The sequence below is a fragment of the Haloferula chungangensis genome, from assembly GCF_042664875.1.
In the GTDB taxonomy this organism is placed as follows: Bacteria; Verrucomicrobiota; Verrucomicrobiia; order Verrucomicrobiales; family Akkermansiaceae; genus Haloferula; species Haloferula chungangensis.
In genome coordinates this window covers 14167-32297 of the sequence record NZ_JBHTBS010000020.1, presented here as the reverse complement: position 1 = coordinate 32297, position 18131 = coordinate 14167, and the positions used below count along the sequence as shown (strand labels likewise).

14 protein-coding genes and 2 pseudogenes are annotated in these 18131 nt (G+C 58.5%); 6 read left to right on the top strand and 10 right to left on the bottom strand.

Annotation, left to right across the window (positions count from 1 at the left end; translation table 11 throughout):
• Nucleotides 1–219 precede the first annotated feature (219 nt).
• The 8 genes from ACFQY0_RS20495 to ACFQY0_RS20460 form a co-directional block, all read right to left on the bottom strand.
• Entirely contained in the window at nt 220–996 is a 777-nt protein-coding gene (locus ACFQY0_RS20495) for a hypothetical protein (RefSeq protein ID WP_379716686.1), read from the bottom strand.
• Nucleotides 997–1187: 191 nt separating this feature from the next.
• Nucleotides 1188–1628: a hypothetical protein gene (locus tag ACFQY0_RS20490; protein WP_379716683.1), complete on the bottom strand. Its 441-nt coding sequence runs from the start codon at nt 1626–1628 to the stop codon at nt 1188–1190.
• Nucleotides 1629–1766: 138 nt separating this feature from the next.
• On the bottom strand, nt 1767–2315 hold the full coding sequence (locus ACFQY0_RS20485; protein ID WP_379716680.1) for a hypothetical protein: 549 nt from the start codon (nt 2313–2315) through the stop codon (nt 1767–1769).
• Between the two features lie 597 nt (nt 2316–2912).
• Complete coding sequence (locus tag ACFQY0_RS20480; RefSeq protein ID WP_379716677.1) at nt 2913–3212, bottom strand: hypothetical protein; 300 nt, start codon at nt 3210–3212, stop codon at nt 2913–2915.
• A 149-nt stretch (nt 3213–3361) separates the two neighbouring features.
• Nucleotides 3362–3712: a hypothetical protein gene (locus ACFQY0_RS20475; RefSeq protein ID WP_379716674.1), complete on the bottom strand. Its 351-nt coding sequence runs from the start codon at nt 3710–3712 to the stop codon at nt 3362–3364.
• 45 nt (nt 3713–3757) lie between these two features.
• Nucleotides 3758–4246: a carboxypeptidase-like regulatory domain-containing protein gene (locus tag ACFQY0_RS20470; protein WP_379716671.1), complete on the bottom strand. Its 489-nt coding sequence runs from the start codon at nt 4244–4246 to the stop codon at nt 3758–3760.
• A 137-nt stretch (nt 4247–4383) separates the two neighbouring features.
• Entirely contained in the window at nt 4384–4815 is a 432-nt protein-coding gene (locus tag ACFQY0_RS20465) for a hypothetical protein (protein ID WP_379716668.1), read from the bottom strand.
• A gap of 479 nt (nt 4816–5294) precedes the next feature.
• Nucleotides 5295–7259 carry a RecQ family ATP-dependent DNA helicase gene (locus ACFQY0_RS20460; protein ID WP_379716661.1) on the bottom strand — a complete coding sequence of 655 codons (1965 nt, stop codon included), beginning with the start codon at nt 7257–7259 and terminating at the stop codon, nt 5295–5297.
• Nucleotides 7260–7545: 286 nt separating this feature from the next.
• Here ACFQY0_RS20460 and ACFQY0_RS20455 point away from each other — a divergent pair.
• From ACFQY0_RS20455 to serS, 6 genes and pseudogenes are all read left to right on the top strand, one after another.
• Nucleotides 7546–7707, top strand: a pseudogene (locus ACFQY0_RS20455) (restriction endonuclease subunit S); the annotation flags it as partial.
• A gap of 21 nt (nt 7708–7728) precedes the next feature.
• A pseudogene (gene dinD, locus ACFQY0_RS20450) lies at nt 7729–8556 on the top strand (DNA damage-inducible protein D).
• A gap of 285 nt (nt 8557–8841) precedes the next feature.
• On the top strand, nt 8842–11163 hold the full coding sequence (locus ACFQY0_RS20445) for a heavy metal translocating P-type ATPase metal-binding domain-containing protein (RefSeq protein ID WP_379716658.1): 2322 nt from the start codon (nt 8842–8844) through the stop codon (nt 11161–11163).
• 151 nt (nt 11164–11314) lie between these two features.
• Nucleotides 11315–12229 carry a helix-turn-helix domain-containing protein gene (locus ACFQY0_RS20440; RefSeq protein ID WP_379716655.1) on the top strand — a complete coding sequence of 305 codons (915 nt, stop codon included), beginning with the start codon at nt 11315–11317 and terminating at the stop codon, nt 12227–12229.
• 60 nt (nt 12230–12289) lie between these two features.
• Nucleotides 12290–14725, top strand: coding sequence for a serine/threonine protein kinase (locus ACFQY0_RS20435; protein WP_379716652.1), 2436 nt, complete (start codon nt 12290–12292; stop codon nt 14723–14725).
• Between the two features lie 77 nt (nt 14726–14802).
• On the top strand, nt 14803–16086 hold the full coding sequence (serS, locus tag ACFQY0_RS20430) for a serine--tRNA ligase (RefSeq protein WP_379716649.1): 1284 nt from the start codon (nt 14803–14805) through the stop codon (nt 16084–16086).
• A 123-nt stretch (nt 16087–16209) separates the two neighbouring features.
• Here the strand turns inward: serS and ACFQY0_RS20425 are convergent, their stop codons facing one another.
• Complete coding sequence (locus ACFQY0_RS20425) at nt 16210–17508, bottom strand: PQQ-dependent sugar dehydrogenase (protein WP_379716646.1); 1299 nt, start codon at nt 17506–17508, stop codon at nt 16210–16212.
• 167 nt (nt 17509–17675) lie between these two features.
• Complete coding sequence (locus tag ACFQY0_RS20420) at nt 17676–18128, bottom strand: SRPBCC family protein (RefSeq protein WP_379716643.1); 453 nt, start codon at nt 18126–18128, stop codon at nt 17676–17678.
• Between the last annotated feature and the right edge of the window lie 3 nt (nt 18129–18131).

Genomic DNA, 18131 nt, shown 5'->3' with positions numbered 1-18131 from the left:
TGCTGCCCTCCGTCTGGATCGAATCCCAGCAGCCTGATCAAAGCCCCTCGGTCGCCCGAGTTGCATAGAAGCCGGAGCCCCCAGAATTATCGCACCTATGCGAGAGGTGCTCTGTTGGGCGCTTACTTTCAAACAGACCTTTATTCCGGTCATTGTGATTCGCCACTCGGAAAGGCGTGAACATCCTCAAGAGCCCCCGGCACTTCCAACAGGATCCTGTTAGCGTCTTTTCCTGCCTGCGAGCGTGAAAGCAACTGACCAGAACATTAACGCTGAAAGACCTGGTTCTGGCACAATTTTAAAGCTGTCGATGGTCGTGGAGAATGAGGGCGACGAAGAAGTTATGGTGAGGTAGACACTCCCAATATCTGTGATCAGCGAGGGCTCGATACCCGATGCATCGAGTGAAACGAACAACGAACCGGGGTCCGTAATCGCTCCGGCAAGTATCACGCTCTGGTTGAATCCTCCCCTTAACTCAATCTCGACAGCCGCATGCCCGGCAACGCTCTCTAGAAATAGAACAAAGCCGTTCTCCCCAGAGAGATCAACACGTTGGGGGAAGCTCCATGCGGCGAAGAACCAAGCGCGGGTCATCAGCGGCTCCGTGCCGCCGGACGGGGCGGAGAATCTAAGCCCTGGAGCACCCACAGAAACGCTCGCCGTGGTGGCAAAATGTGATGAAGCGCTGCTAATCTTGGTGTAGCGATCACCCCCAAGCATTGAACCATCTTGGATGTCCTTGTCTTCACGTCCCTCGCCAATTGAGCTTAGGCTGAAGTCCCCGTCATCAAATTCGTCAATCACCAGTGTGGCTCCACTTGCCTCAAAGACCGCACAGATAATCAGTAGCATGAATAGTGCGGGCACTGGCATCGGATTCTTCACGCGATCAAGGTAGGGACCTCGCTTGCCCAACGGCCCCTCGCAGATCCCGGCGTGCGGAATGACCGCTCCGGGCTCCTCGGGAATGCGCGCAGGTGGAACTTCGATCATGACTGACTTCCTGTTAGTTGACTTATTCATAGGCCGATCGCTCGGCATTGTCCAGCAAGTCGCGGCCATGGCTTCTCGAACACTCGGAGAGCCGGGAGCCGCCGGCGCTCCCACGCAGGCGCAAAGGTTGCCCACGTGAGGCTCTTGCTTCGACTCCGCCGGTTTGAGCTGCGTCGTCCTCAACCGCCTTGTTAGGGCCTCTTCATTTCTGGACTGAGCCCGAAGCTCGACAAGCGGGAAGGATTCTCTAGGAAGGCCTGAATTCGATTCTTAGAAACGTAGAGATAGAAATCGTATTGATCTCCCCGAATCTCAATATCGTAAGTCGGTTCGATGGTGTTGAGGAGCATGATGATCCTTGGAATCAGCCCGGGGCACTCAAGGGAACTCTCCCCACCAAGTTCGAACCCAAGGCCCCGCGTCCTACCGAATCCATTTTCTAGGTAGAAGTCACCCTCGCCATAGGCATCTTCATCTCCGAATTCTTGAAGAACTGCCCGGAGCCGTTCCTCGACCTCGAAGTATTCCACTCGAAACTCGTCATCGGAAATCGACTCATCTGGCGGATTGAAAGGACAGTCCACAAATTGCTCCCATTCCGTTCGATCAAGTAGCTTCACTGTATCGTCCATTTTCTTGCCCTAACGTCGAAGTCCTCTCACACCTGCCCGGGGGCGAGGCTTCGACTCTGGGTTGAAGGTTGAATGATCATGGCGGGTTGAACTCGTGGCGGGGCAGGTGTTGAGAGCGACGCCTTGTTCGCCTTTTGATTACTCTACGACGGCTAGGCTCCTCAGATCGCCTGGATCCTCCAATTGAGAGACTTCAAGAAGGTCACTCGCAGGCTTCTGGACGATCCGATAGCAAAACCGGCGCCCTCCCATCATTCTCTCGTCCAGAGTGAATTGGATTCCGGCAAAGCGCTGGCAAGTAGATATTCCTTCATCGCTACGGATCTCAACGGGCTGGCTCAAGAGATCGATCCCCTTAATGGGACCGTATACCAAGCCGACACTTCCAGTAAGATCTCCGTCGTATTCGGAAGTCACCCGCAAAAAGTTGTATGTCAGGCGCTCATCGTAAGCCGGCTCGACTCCGTCCTCTCCTGTGTCGCATGGCGGGTGGTGAATCGTGAATACCTCTTGCACATCGGCCACGAGGGTCACGGTGGACTCCATCATGGTCACCAACTGTAGGGCCTTGGCCGTAACCTTGCCATCAACTAGGTCAACCGAAAGCCCTTGTGCACGAAGGCCGATGATCATCCCCTCGTCCATGAGTGGCGCGATAAGATCACGGATTTGCGGATAGGTCTGCATATTCTGGCGATTAAGGTAGGGACGTCGGTTGCCCGACGCCCCCCTCGCAGATCCCGGCGTGCGGAATGACCGCATCGGGCTCCTCGGAAATGCGCGCAGGTGGAACTTCGATCATGATTGGCTTCCTGTTAGTTGACTTATTCATAGGCCGATCGCTCGGCATTGTCCAGCAAGTCGCGGCCATGGCTTCTCGACCACTCGGGGAGCCGGGAGCCGCCGGCGCTCCCACGCAGGCGCAAAGGTTGCCCACGTGAGGCTCTTGCTTCGACTCCGCCGGTTGCATTGTCGGGTTCCGTTCTTCACTCCCTAAACAAGGGAATGCACAAAAGACGGGACCGACCCTTCCGCCTGATAAGAATCGCCTTGTTTGGCTCGGCGCACCCGATGTGGATGCGCGCCCCCATGGCGGCGCTTCCGAGATAAGAAAAGCAGATTGAAGCATCTTCGGCAATCTCCAACAAAGCCGCTGATTGGCGTCGTCGTCACACGTCATGGTGTGCATCTTCGTTGTCTTGGGATTCCGTAGAACGATGAGCGAAGACGCTCCCGCCCAACGCTGAAATCATGGCAACCACATGCGGTCTTAGCTCAAATGGGTCAGCGTGCAATCCCCCCAACAACGATGTGGAACTCGAACTCGGCGCTACTAAGACTCTTGGCTCGCATCAAAGCTCGGAACTCGGGGGCGATATCGTCTTCGAGGTCTCCTTCCGCAACGTTTTCCGATCCAGAATATGAGAAAAACACATCGATTTGCCAGACGCCGGGTTGAACCTCTGCAAACTTCTTCTCGTCGACAACGGCGAATGTGAACTCTTCGGCTGAGATCGATTCATAGGCATCGGCCTGAGAGGTCGCATTCAGGCGGATTCTAACGAAACAATGAGTGGGAGCCATGGATTTTCTTGCACAACGTCTGAGAAATGGCGATCCCGACCCACATGGCGGGGCTCCGAATCTCGTTCCCTGATTGAACCACCAAAACGGGAATTCAACAAGGCCGCTGAGAGGGGTCGCCATCTTCGGCTTGTTGGGCTTGGCTCGAATTATCCCACGTGCTGTAGAATCGATGAACCTGCTCGTGCCATCGATGCCAAAACATACCAGCCAAGTGCGAGCCCCACCCCGACGCCCGTGGCCACGGTCCATCGCTTGGAAAACCATGCAGCCTGGTGGCGTTCGAGCCAGATCGTCAGAATGACCCAACCGAGCGGAATCAGGATCAGCAAGAATCCCCAGTTGCGGACGAATGCTAGCTGGGTAGGAAGCTCCGAAAACTCAGCAGGATATCCTCGTGCCTTCAAGATGACTCCGGTGAAGAGACAACCTCCGACGATCAGAAGAGCCTGAAGAAGTCCGAGGATTCCTTGGACTCGGTATTCGCTGGAGAAGGTCATCGGAATGGAATTTCTTTGCCCAACGCTTGAGGTGACTCACGCGCGTTAGCGCGTTGAGTCCACCGACTTGTTCTCATTGTTTTTTATCCACTGGACTTTGCCAGACCATCCGCCCGAAAACTTATCGTATGTAAATCCGTCAATACCGATCATACTGGAATCCAGATTGGAGAGCTCAATCCGAATGTCAGTTCTTTCCGACGGGTTCCGTAGGCGGCGAAAACGAGATTCGGGAGAGGATGCTGAAAGATCTACATTATCGATCCAATATCCCGGTGTAGCCGCGATCGTGAAGCGTCCTGCGTCGTCAGAGAGCGTTCCCACATGAGTAGGATTAGAATCCCAGAAGCCATAGTCCCAGGTGCTGAGAATTACCTTAGCATTCGGGACAGGTTGCCCGGTAGCGGAATCCACCACAACCCCCTCGTATCCCACACTCTTTTTCTGCTGACCAAGCCAAAAAGACACCACCAATACTCCAACTCCCACTAGAGTGAGCAGGATTTTTGAGCGTGTGTGGAGAGAGCGCTTCATTTTATGGAGAACGTCGAAGTCCTCTCACACCTGCCCGGGAGCGAGGCTTCGACTGTGGGTTGAAGGTTGAATAGTCATGACGGATTTGAACTCACGGCGGGGCAGGTGTTGAGAGCGACGCCTTGTTGGGCTTCTTGTTAGTCGAATGGGCGGCGGAAGTCGATCTTGGAAAGCTTGCCGAACCGATCGCGCCTCCAGTCAATCCCTTCCGAATCGGTGTATTCCAGCTCAATGATCGGAAAGCCGAACATCTTGCTCTCCAGCTTCTCGAAGTCGATGGTGTCATCGATGGTCTGCCTGGGAGGAATGGTCCCAAAGACCACTTCGATGTCGGCGAACGGTTCATTCAGGTGATCGACACGGTAACCATAAACGACGCAGTCATAGAACGGGGCGACCGTGGGATTCTTCACGAAGAGCTTCCACTTCCCAGAGGCTTCTTCACACCAGCCGGCAAGCCCCACTTCGGAGGTTCCAATGGAAAGCTCAGTGAATGTCCTCAACTCGTGATCTTCCTTCCAACGGCGCAGCAACTCCACGGAGAAATCAATCCCCCCATTCTTGTCCACCGTGTCCGCACATGTCGCGCAGAGCCAAATCCCATTGCTGGCTGAAGCGCGGTCTTCGGGACTTTGTGCATGATCGTATCGAGGTCCGCCTTCACTTGCTGCGCAAATGTGTGCCGCAACCCCCGGCTTCAATACTTTCGAATCATCCTGCTGTGAGGCACCAATGGTAATTCGTCCGCAATCAGGGTTGCTACACCGGTAGGCGGCACGCTCACCCAAAAGTCGCTTTACTGGGGCTGAGAACTCGTCGCGTGCCATGGTTTTTTGCCCAACAGTCTTATTCTCATCACCTCAGACCTTGATATCCGAGGGCGACAATGCAGGAGTCTAGAGACTCGGACGCCGGGATTTTAAGGAATTCCTCCCTTCGGGGTGGAGATATGAGAGTGGTTCCGGTGACCCGATTCGGAGGGAATCAGGAGCCTGATATCAACAGGCCACGATTCGAGACCAGATTGGCCGTGGCGAGCTCACCGTCCTCACACAATCAAGGTTTCCACCACTCTCAGCACCTCCGCGAAGGGTGTGCCTTCGAGAAGCCCGAAGGCGTCGTGGCGAGTCAGCCGAGCACGCTGCGCGGCGGGGCTGGAGATGCCGCAAAGGAAGCGCGCGAGCTGACGGGCGGTTTTCAAGGAGGCATGCTTCTCAGCACACAGACTCTGAATGATCGCGAGCTGCTCTTGATCCACTTCAGGCCAGTTGGAGCGGGGAATCTTGGCCGGCTTTACGCCCCGACAGCGATCGCAATGCCCGCAAGGTTCCGCCAACTTCTCGCCAAAATGTCTGGTGATGAAGCCGGTCAGACATCCCTTGGTCTCTGCCAGTGCCACCACCTGACGCAAGCGCTCCAGGTCGGCCGACTCCCGAAGCCGGAATCGTTCGTCCAAACGAGTCGCCAGCTCGCGAAGGTCGATGTCCTCTTTGATCAAGCGATAGCCCTGCCGAACTCCGGACTTCTTCAGAATGACATCTCCTGCCTCTTCAAGATAAGTCAAAGCCGCAACGATCCGATCCCGGTCCTCACCGGTCTCCATCGCGATTGTTGCGATATCAAAGTTCAACCAACTCCGCCCTTCCTTGGCCGCAGAGAAGATCTTTCGCAGGAAAGTCTTCCGTCGTGCATCGTAACCCGAGAGCAGCTTCTCCATGTCGCGGATCAGACGCAGCGAGTAAGTCGAGTAAAACGGCCGCGTCGCCTCGATCGCTCCTTCGAGCTCAAGGTAGGTCAGCAAGGTGGTGACCACCAGCGGACGAATGTCGTTCACCGTCGAAAGTTCATAGACCGAGACATCGAACTCCTTGCCGATGCGCAGCACGTGATCAACCAGATGCCGGACCGCCGCGGGTGTCGGGGTGTCACCGTAGGTGAAATTCTCCAAGGTCACCAGGTCATCACCGCAGGCCAGCAGCTCACAGGTCGATTCCAGTCCATCGCGACCAGCCCGACCGGTTTCCTGCGAATAGTTCTCGATCGATTTGGGAAGATTGAAGTGAAAGACCGCACGGATGTCGGCCTTGTCGATCCCCATGCCGAAGGCAATCGTCGCGACGATCACGCGTGTCTCGCCCGCCATGAATTTCTCCTGTGCTTCCTCGCGAAACTCCGGCGGCAAACCGGCGTGATAGGCCTGTGCCGAAACGCCTTGGCGTTTCAGAAAGGTCGCCACCGACTCGGCGCTGTGCTGGAGCGTCACATACACAATCGCCGCGCCCTCCACCGCCTCGATCCGCTTGAGAAGATGGCCCATCCGCTCGCCCGCCTTCAGCGGCGTCACGCGCAGGTCGAGATTCGCGCGATGGAAGGAAAGCTGCACATGATCCTTTTTCCTGATCCCAAACTCACGGCGGATGTCGGCGGAAACCGAAGGAGTCGAAGTGGCTGTTAGACACAGCACGCGCGGCACTTTGAGGTCACGGCAGACCTTGGCCAGCTTCAGGTAGTCCGGCCGGAAATTGTGGCCCCACTCGGAAATGCAGTGTGCTTCATCGATCGCAATCATCCCGATCTTCAGGCGTTTCAAATGATGGCGGAAGCCTTCATTCGAAAGTCGTTCCGGCGCCACGTAGAGCAACTTCAGCGATCCGGCCCGCAGACTTTCCATCACTTCCGCATACTCCTCCTGACTCAGCGTCGAGTCCAGGCGAGCGGCATTGATCCCTTTTTCGCGCAGCGCATCGACCTGATCCTTCATCAGCGCGATCAGCGGGGAAATCACCAGCGTCACGCCCTCGATCATCAGCGCCGGAAGCTGGTAGCAAAGCGACTTCCCGCCCCCTGTCGGGAACACCGCCAGCATTGATCGTCCCTCGATCAATCCCTCGACCACCTCCTTCTGCCCGCCACGGAATCCCCCGTGCCCGAACTTCTCTCTCAACACACTTTCCGGCATCGACTCAGCCTGCTTCCTCACTGAGCCACTGACAAGCGACGGAATATCTTTCATCGTCTCTTGTCCTTCCCAGGAGAATCCCAATTCCTAAATCCAGAAGAAGCAAAGCACTGGATTGCGACAACCCAAAATGCCCTCGGACAATCCGACGTCTCCCAATTTTTTGTTTCTCGCCGGTCACAAGCTTCACCTCCTCAGGCGTGGAAAGCAGGCGGAGTCACTCTGCCTCCGTGAACCTGACCTCGCTCTTATTCGCACGCGGCAATTTCTTGAAGCCATCGCCGCCGAGGTTTCCCATATATCTCGTGATCCGGAGAGCCCCCCTGATTTTCACACCGACCTCACCCAATCGCTCCTCGCCAAAGCCTTCCGTGGTGAACTCGTCCCCCAGGACCCCACTGACGAACCCGCTTCCGCCCTGCTCGCCCGTCTCAAGGCCGAACGCGAAGCGGCTCCGAAACCGAAGCGCTCCAAAGCTTCCAAAAGCGCCAGGAAACGTTAGGCTCCGGAATCGCCATCCGCCATGACCGACGATCTTTCCTCCCCATCTCCCTTCGAAGCCATCCGCCGCGTCAACGACGCCGGCAACGAATCCTGGTCCAGTCGGGAGTTCTCCAAGGTGTTGGTATACAGCGACTAGCGAAATTTCGAGCGGGTCATCGAAGACGCCCGAACCGCCTGCTTCAACAGCGGCCAGAGGATCGAAGACCATTTCGTTGAAGTCACCGAAATGGTCACCATCGGTAGCGGGGCCAAGCGCTCCCTGCGAACGGTCATGCTTTCCCGCTACGCCTGCTATCTGGCGATCCAGAATGCGGATCCGAGCAAGGAAATCGTCGCCGCCGGCCAGACCTATTTCGCCGTCCAAACCCGCCGCCAGGAGCTATCCGACGAGCAGATCGAGGAAGAACGCCGCCTCCTGCTGCGCGAGGAAATGAAGAAGCACAACACCCAGCTGGCCGACGCCGCCAAGGCCGCCGGGGTGATCAAGCCACTCGACTACTCCATTTTCCAAAACCACGGGTACATGGGCCTTTACGGTGGCATCGATGCCAAAGGCATCCACCGCCGCAAGGGTCTCAAAAAGAGCCAGCAGATCCTTGATCACATGGGCAGCACCGAGCTTGCCGCCAACCTCTTCCGCGCGACGCAAACCGAGGAGAAACTCCGTCGCGAAAACATTCGGGGCAAAAGCAAGGCAAACGCCACCCACCGTGAAGTCGGTGCCAAGGTCCGCAAGACCATCGAAGAACTTGGCGGCACCATGCCCGAGAACCTGCCCTCTGCCGAAAGCATCAAGAAGATCGAGAGCAAACAGAAGCGCCTCGGGAAAAAACCAAACTCAGATTGAGATGTCATCCGAGGAGGAACTCATCGCCGCCGAAGCGAACCGGATTGGACGTCTACCCTTCTCACTCCGTCATTCCAGAAAAGATCGATAAGCGGCTGACGAAACCGCAGATAGGCGAAATCCAGAAACCTTAGAAACTTGGCATCCCATTCAGAAAATCTGCGTCTATCCGCGTTCATCTGCGGTTAAAATATCACGGAGTTTCGTGCAATAGCGGGATAAGCGGCGCATTCGAGATTCCCCGCTTGGCGTTGATCCGCGGGGCGGTCCATCTTCCGCCAACTCATGGCGACCTGCGAACACTGCGGCACTGCATTTTCCCCAACCAGGGAGGACGACAAGTTTTGCTGCCAAGGCTGCGAGTTCGTCGCGGAGATGATCCACGACAGCGGCTTCGACCGCTTCTACGACCTCAAACAAGGCCTTGCCACCGCACCCGTACGCTCGAGGCCATTTGAAGAACACGATTTTTCCTGGGCTGCCCCCCTCGTCGCCAAGGGCGAGGAAATTGCCGAGGCGAAAGGCGGCTCGGCAGCCATGGATTGCTCGCTTGAAGGCATTTCATGCGTCGGCTGCGTATGGCTGGTGGAAAAGCTATTTGAAAACCACCCCGGCGCGATCCGCGCGGCGGCACATCCGGCGAGCGGTCGACTCCATCTCGAATGGCAGCCGGGAAGCTGCGACGTCCCCGCTTTCCTCAAAGAACTCACGCGCTTCGGCTACGTGGCCGGTGCACAAACCAGCGGCGCACCCGACTACGAGCGCCGGCGACTTGCTGCCCGACTCGGGCTCTGCGGAGCCTTCGCGCTGAATGCCATGGGCTTCACCCTGCCGACCTATCTCGGCATGCCGGAGGACTTCGAGTTTGCCGGGCTCTTCCGTCTCATCGCCTTTCTCTCCGCCACCCTCGCGATGCTCGTCGGCGGTGGCTATTTCATCGACCGCGCCTGGCGCTCCCTGCGTGCGGGAAGCCTCCACATCGACCTCCCGATCGCACTCGGCCTGATCTCCGCCTACGCCGGATCGATTGCCGGCTGGGTCATGAACATCGAGGAGCTTCGCTACTTTGATTTCGTCGCCACCTTTGTCTTCCTGATGCTCGGTGGGCGCTTTCTCCAAACCTCGGCCGTCGACCGCAACCGCCGTCGGCTGCTGCGCGCCTCGCCTCTCCCTAACAGCGTCGCCTCCGGCGAAAAGTCGATCCCGCTCGAGGCCATCACCCCCGGCCTGAGCTTTCAGGTCGATCCGGGCCGCGCCATCCCCGTCGCCTCGACCGTCAGCGCCGACGAAGCGGAAGTCTCGCTCGAATGGATCAACGGCGAAGCCGAACCGGTCGTCGTCAAGGCCGGCACACGCCTCCCCGCCGGCGCCATCCTCCTCTCGCGAAAGGCTCTAACACTGCGTGCCGAGGAAACCTGGGGCGACTCGCTGCTCCAGCGCCTAACAGCTCAAGACCACTCGGAACGCACTTCGCCGGTCCTGCAAAAACTGCTGCGCGTCTACCTCATTGTCGTGCTCATCATCGGCATCGCTGGGCTGATCGGCTGGATCATGGCCGGGCAGCCGATCACCGGCGTGCAGGCGATGATTTCGATCTTCGTCGTCTCCTGCCCCTGCGCTCTCGGCGTCGCCGTGCCGCTTGCCGATGACCTCGCCGCCGCCCGTGCCGAGCGCGCCGGTGCCTTTGTCCGCAGCCCGACCCTGTGGGCGCGCTTGCGCAACGTGCGCCACGTCATTTTCGACAAGACCGGCACTCTCACCCTCGAGAGGCCCGTCCTTCTTTCCCCTGAATCCGTCAGCTCACTGCCGGACGAGGCTGCGCTCGCGCTTGCCCGTCTCACCGCCGGATCGCTTCACCCGATCGGCCGCACCTTGCTCGAATCCCTCGGTGCCCGCGGTCAGCGGCTGCTGTCTCACAGTTCCTCCATCGAGATCATCGAGCACCCGGGACACGGCGTTTGGTTTTCAGAGGACGGCCACTGCTGGACGCTCGGCAAGGCCGGTTGGTCCGGAGACGCGTCCGATGGCTCCACCTCTCTGTGCCGGGACGGCCAACGCATCGCCTCCTTTCATTTCCGCGACACCCTGCGCCCCGGCACCCGCGAAGCTCTCGCCACGCTTCGCGCTCGACGTCACCAGCTCTGGATCCTCTCCGGCGACACCGCCGAGAAAGTCCGCACGCTCGCCGAGCAGCTGGAGATTCCGGACAGCCACGCCCACGGCGTGCTCGACCCTGGAGAAAAGGCCCGACGCGTGAAGGAGATCGACCATGGCGACACGCTCTATCTTGGTGATGGCGCCAATGACTCACTCGCCTTTGATGCCGCCGCCGTCACCGGCACCCCGGTGGTCGATCGCTCGCTGTTAGAGTCGAAAGCCGACTTCTATACCCTCGGTTCCGGGCTCGGATTCCTGAGCACTCTTTTCCGCGCGGCAGACGCGCGAGCCAAGGGTGTCAGCAGCGCTTTCACCTTTGCCCTGATCTACAATCTCAGCGCGATCGTGCTCTGCCTGATGGGCCACATGAGTCCGCTTCTCGCCGCCATCCTGATGCCGCTATCCTCCATCATCTCGGTGCTTCTGGTCAGCGTCCCGAAAGCCCGGTAGATGGCCGAATCCAGCGTTCGGGAAACCTTGAACGCGCAAAGCGCCAAATTCGCGAGTTTCGCCGTGCGTCTCTCGGCGAAGTGGATAATATGCGTCCTTTTCCGTCTCGGTGTTGAAATATCCCGGACAACTCCTAATCTCAGACACAAGCATGAGCGACGCCGCCAAAGCATTCGAAGCCAATCTTCATCAAAGATTGAAGGCTTCCGACGCCTTTCGGAACTACCAGCAGGCCTTCCGCACCGCGACCGGTCTGCCGCTGCGGCTTGTGGGCGCGGATCCGGACCAGTGGTGCCTCGACGAGCAATCCGTGAACCGCAGCCCGTTCTGCGAAAAGCTCAACCTCTGTGCATCCGCCTGCAGCGCCTGCATCGACACCAACCGAAAGCTCATGGAGGTCGCAGAAGTGAAGGGCCCGAGTTCCTGCCACTGCTTCGCCGGTCTCACCGCCACGGCCGTGCCTGTCCGCATGGGGGCGACCACCATCGGATTCCTCAAAACCGGACAAGTCTTCACCAAGGTGCCTGAGGAGTCCGACTTCGTCTCCTTTCTGGGGAAACTTGGTCGTCGCTCGATCGAAGAGGGCACCGAAGCGTCACTTCGGGAAGCCTACTTCCAAACCCGCACCGTCGAACCGGAACGCTACGCCAGCATGGTCACGCTTCTGGAGAGCTTCGCCGCCCAACTCAGCCAGCACGCCGAGTCCCTCGCAATCATCGAAGAAGGCAGTGAGCCCGCCGCCATCGCCAAGGCTCGTAAGTACATTCACGAGCATCTCGACTCGCCGCTTCCCCTCGGCTCCGTGGCCCGGGAAGCCGGTCTCAGTGAGTCACACTTTTGCCGACTTTTCAAAGAAGCCACCGGCCTAACCTTAACTGACTACGTGAACCGCTGCCGCGTCGAGTGGGCCAAAAAGGAGCTTCTTAAGCCGGAAATGCGGGTCTCTGAGATTGCCTTCCTCGTCGGTTATCAGTCGCTTTCTCAGTTCAACCGCAGCTTCGCACGGATTGTCGGCAATTCTCCAACCCATTGGAGGCAAGAGAATATCCGCAAAGCCGCCTCGTAGGATCACGCGATTCTTCGTTGCACCCCCAGCCTCGGAGGGCCAGTTTTTGTGTAACCCATCATGCAGGACCGCTATGAAATTCGGGACAAGCTCGGCCAGGGAGGCTTGGGAGCTGTTTACCGCGCCTACGACAGGACTCTAAAGCGGGAAGTTGCGATCAAACGCATCTCAACCAGTGACGATGTGCCTCACAACGCGGAGGCCACCAAACAGATGACTCAGGAGACCGGTGCCCTCGCCGCCCTCCAGCATCCCCATATCGTCACCATCTACGATGTCGGCACCGACGAAGAAGGTCCCTTCGTCGTGATGGAGTTGCTCAAAGGCAAGACGATCGATGAAATCGTCGAATCCTCGGCGCCGCTCACCTGGAAAGATTTCCGTGAGTTTGCCATGCAGGTGCAGGAAGGTCTCATCGCCGCCCAGGATCTCGGCCTCGTCCACCGCGACCTGAAGCCGTCGAACCTGATGCTCAACTGGCTGCCTTCCGGAAAGTTTCAGGTCAAGATCGTCGACTTCGGTCTCGCCAAGTTTGCCGCCGAACCCATCTTTCAGGACGTTACCGATGGCGATGCCGTTTATGGCTCGATCTTTTTCATGGCGCCCGAGCAGTTCGAGCGGAAGAAAATCGACAAGCGCACCGACATGTATGCGATCGGCTGCGTTTACTATTTCGCTCTAACGGGCGTGATGCCGTTTCAAGGGGAAACCGGTCAACAAGTCATGGCCGCTCACCTCGAACACCGTGTCGTTCCGGTATCGGAGTTACGCCCCGACATCCCTAGCTGGGTCTGTGACTGGATCATGTGGCACATGAACCGCTTGCCCGAAGATCGACCTGAAAATACCCGCGAAGCCCTTCAAACCTTCATCCAGCTCGACGTCCCCATCACTCAATCCATGACTCCCGACCCGCAACCGCCCGCTCCGAAACGTCCCCGCCTGCTCGTTCCCGGTGCCGAGCCTGTTGCCCCCGCGCCTGTCGCGCCCAGCCCCGCATCCGAGGTGCGGCCAGCACCGCCAGTGACGCAGACCATGCCCAAGCCACTCAAGCCGCCCGAAGACGCGCCGCCAAGTCTGCACACCACGGACCAACAAACCCTCGTCTCAGCGGGTCCTGAAGCTTCTCCCGATGCACCGCCGCCAGCGGCAGCCGTTATTCCCAACGTTCCTCCGAAAGTGGCGACCGCCTCGCCAACGGCCGAAGTTGTTCCGACTTCCACCGCCACCGCCAAACCCGCTCGGGCCGTCCCGACCGCGCAAGCCGTCCCGACCGCTCAAGCCGTTCAGGCCACGGGTCCAGCCGCGACTGAAGCAAGCAGCTTCGGTCACACCACGATCGGCAGCACGCCAAAACCACCGAAAGGTCTCAGCAGCAGTGCGAAGATCGTGATTTTCAGCGTCCTCGGCGTGCTCATCCTGCTCGTCTCCTGGATGATCGTCACCAAAATGGGGACCAACAAGATCAACAAGCGCTACAATGAGCTGGTGACGATCACCGCCATGCCCACCACCAAAGAGCTTCCCGTCAACAAAGACGACCTGAAGATCCTTCTGGACTCCGTTGGAACCGGCGCCAACACCTCGCGCGAAACCGTCTACAAGGCCCTCGCGATTGCCCAGAGCACCGACGGCACCGACGTCGACGAAGCGATCGCCCAATTTGCCACCAAGGAAACGCTCAACGACGATATCCGTGTCTCACTTCTCAGCCGGGTGCTGCGCAAGCGGGCGAATCCTTCCTCGCTCAACTATCTGCTCAACTACTCGAAGACGACACAGAACGAGCAAGTCGCTGCCGCCGCGCTCACCGCGCTCACGGAAATCGGCGGTGAGGATCAGGTTGATGACTTCATCGACATCATCCAGTTCAGCCCTTCCAACGCCATCCGCAAGGCCGCTGAAGGGGCACTTGAAGGCATTCTCAAGCGTTCCACGCATCGGGAGAAATGGGGTCAGACCCTCGCCGATGCCTATGCCGAAGCCAGCGACGACAGCACCCGCCGCACGATGATCCGCCTGCTCGGCGTCGCCGGAGGTCCCGAGTCCCGTAAAGTTTTGGAAGGCATTCTCGAAGGCGACAACATGCTCGACCAGCTCGCCACCATCGAAGCGATGAAATCCTGGCCCGATGACTCGATGTTTGAGCCGCTCATGGAGTTTCTCGAAGCTCAGTCCGATGATACGGTCCGTCCGAAAGCCTTCACCGCCGGCTACGTTTTCCTCATGGATGACAAGCGCAAGCGCAGTGACGAGAAGACCGAAGCGATGTGGCGACGTCTTTCTGAAAATGCCAAGACTCCCAAGGAACAGGACACCGTCATTTCCGGACTCGTCCAGATCGCCCAATCCGAGTGGCCGATTGAGATCATCCAGGACTTTGGCGAAAACTCGACGAACGACCGGGTCATCGACCGCTCCGAACAGGCGATTACCCGTATCAAGGAGCGCCTTGTCATCCTCAAGGGGAGCAAAAAGGACTTCGACGAGGAGTAATCACGGTCGCCTGAGGCAAAACTCTCACGTCTTACCATTGGACCTTCCGGGTCGGATGGACTAAGCCCTGTCCCGCCATGCTCGATATTCGCGAGATCCGTGAAAACACCGACGCCATCCGTGAGCGCCTCAAGGCCCGCGGTGGCGACCATTGGACCCTCATTGACAAGGTCCTCGCCTGCGACGAAACCCGCCGCAAAGCCGAGACCGAGAAGCAGCAGCTTCAGTCCGAACGCAAGTCGACCTCCAAGCAGATCGGCATGCTCAAGTCCAAGGGCGAAGACACCTCCGCCATCGAAGCCGAGGTCCGCAGCATCAACGAGCGCATCGCCGCCATCGACACCGAAGCCGAAACCGCATCGGCGGAGCAGACCGACCTGCTTCTCAACATCCCGAACGTCCCTCACGAAGGGTGCCCGGTCGGTGCCGATGAAGAGGCCAACCCGATCATTCGCGAATGGGGTGAAAAGCCAAAGGTCGACGAAGCGAAGGACCACCTCGATCTGGCCGAAGCCCTCGGCCTGATTTCGATCGACGATGGCACCCGCATTGCCGGATCCGGCTTCGCCGTTTATCGGGGAAAGGGCGCCCGCCTCGAACGCGCACTCATCAACTTCCTGTTAGACACCCAAAGCGGCGAACACGGCTACGAGGAAGTCAACGTGCCGCACGTCGTCAAACGTGAGTGCATGGAAGGCACCGGTCAGTTGCCGAAATTCGAGGACGACATGTATGGCACCGACGCCGGTGAGGACGGTCGCAACCAGATGTTCCTCGCTCCCACCGCCGAGGTCCCCGTCACCAACCTTTACCGCGACACCCTGCTCGCCGAGGCCGATCTGCCGATCAAGCTCTGCGCGCACACGCCATGTTTCCGCCGTGAAGCCGGCAGCGCCGGACGCGACAACCGCGGCATCATCCGCATGCACCAGTTCGACAAGGTCGAACTGGTCCAGGTCGTGCATCCCGACAAGTCCTTCGACGAACTCGAAAATTTGTTAGGTCATGCCCAGGCGATTCTCGAGAAACTCGGCCTGCACTACCGAACCATCGAGCTCTGCACCGGTGACATCGGATTTTCGTCCGCCAAGACCTACGACATCGAGGTCTGGGCACCCGGTCAGGGAAAATACCTCGAAGTCTCGAGCTGCTCGTGCTTCACCGACTACCAGGCCCGCCGCATGAAGCTGCGCTTCAAGGACAGCGAAGGAAAGAACCGCTTCTGCCACACCCTCAACGGTTCCGGCACTGCCCTTCCACGCCTCTACGTCGCCTTGTTAGAGCAGTACCAGCAACCCGACGGATCCATCAAAATCCCCGAAGCGCTCGTCCCTTACTTTGGCGCGCAGGAAATCCGTTAGGAGGCGGCGCGCCCTCACGCCGCAACCTCGTCGGGATTTTTCGAGCGAAAAGAGGGCGGCTCCAGTATCTGCGTTACTCGACAAGTCGCGCGATGAGGATAGGCCGTCCCTTGAAACCCGTCCTCATTTGGCGGCCACCCGCCAGATGATTCCGGCATCGTCATCGCATACCAGGATCGAGCCGTCCGGGAGAACCGAGATCCCGACCGGCCTGCCGTAGACGGTATTCTTTTCCGGGTCCGCGATGAAGCCGGTGAGGAAATCCTCGGGCTGCTGTGGCTTACCCTCGTCATCGAAAGGAACAAACACCACTTTGTAACCGGACAGCTTCGAGCGGTTCCAGGAACCGTGTTGACCCACGAAAGCACCGCCCGCGTATTTCTCAGGCAAGCCCTTCCCTGAATGGAACGCGAGACCGAGGCTCGCGGTGTGATTTCCAAGCGGAACATCAGGAATGATCGCCTTATCCACCAAGTCCTGGTGAGGACTGTGGCTCCAGCGGGGATCCTTGATCTGACCGTAGTAGGAATAGGGCCAGCCATACCACCCGTCCTCACGGACGCTTGTTAGATAGTCGGGCACCAGATTGTCGCCCAGTTCATCGCGCTCATTGATGACGCTCCAAAGCTCGCCCGTTCCGGGATTCCAATCGACTCCCACTGGATTTCTCAAGCCCGACGCATAGATGCGTTCGTCCGAACCATCGGGGTTGATTTCGAGGATCGCTGCCCGTCTTTTCTCCCGCTCCATCCCATACTCGCCGACATTGCTGGCAGAGCCGACGGTCACGTAGATCTTCTTTCCATCCTTGCTTGCGATGAGGTTTCGCGTCCAGTGGTTGTTGTAACCGCCCGCTGGGAGATCGAGGATTTTCTCCCCCTTCGCCTCGATCCTGGCGACCCCTTCCTTGTAGGGATAACGCATCAGGGAATCGGTGTTCGCGACGTAAAAGTAGCCATCGAGAATGAGCATGCCGTAGGGCTGTTTGAGCCCTTCAAGATAGACTCCCTTTTCATCAGGACGACCGTTCCCATCCTGATCCCGCAGCAAGGTGATGCGGTCCGCACTCCCGCGGGTGTTGGATTCCACCACAAAGACATCGCCGTTCTTTCCCACATAGGTGCGGCGAGGGTGCTTCAGTTCGTCGGCATAACGTGTCACCACGAATCCTTCCGGCGCCACGGGTGTCGCGTCGTCCTTCCATTTCACCATCTTCGACTGATTTCGCGCCGAAGCGGTTTTATAGGGCGGATCGAGCGTCAGCGGGCCGATGGCGGTCTCGACCTCGACTGGCTCGGACTTGGACAGCCGGTCGATCACGTCGGCATCATTGTCGCGAGCCTGATCTCCCTGAGCGCATGACCATAGGGCGGCGATTCCGAAGCTGATCAGAATCGATTGAGGGACTTTTTGTTTCATCATCACGGGTACTAAGCGAAGTAGATTGAGCTGGGGACCTCGCATCAACCGGGCCAAGTTCCGCGGGGCGCTCCATCCCCTGACGGGGCGACCTGAGAGCTTGCAAACGCGACCAGCAGGGCAGGCCGTGCTGTGCACCCTGCATTCCATCCATTGCAACCTGCTCCGCTTCAAACGCGGCCCCACACCGACGCCAGAGCCTCCAGCCTCTTCGCGGTCTCGTGTTTCAAATACCCCAGCATCATCGGCTCCATCGCCCACGCCAGCCAGCGTGGCTTCGCGGCAAAGCGGAACTTGTAGGTGATCATTGATCCGCCATCGACATCGTCATGGCGGATCGAAGCTGCGAATTTCTCAAAGAACCACGGCTTTCCCACCAGCTCAACTGCCGCCAGGCGCCCCGGCTCGAAGCTCACATAGCGCGTCTCCATCGCCACCTTGCCGAAAAAGTCACGCCCCACGCAAACCGAGGTCGCGCCTTTTTCCGCTGCCTTGAAGCCACCTGTTAGACGCGCCTCACACAGCAGGGTATCCCACTCCAGACGACGTTCATAGTCGTGCAACAGCGCGAAGACCTCAGCGCCGGGCGCCGGGATCTTCGTCGAAACCGTCGCCCCTTTCATCGC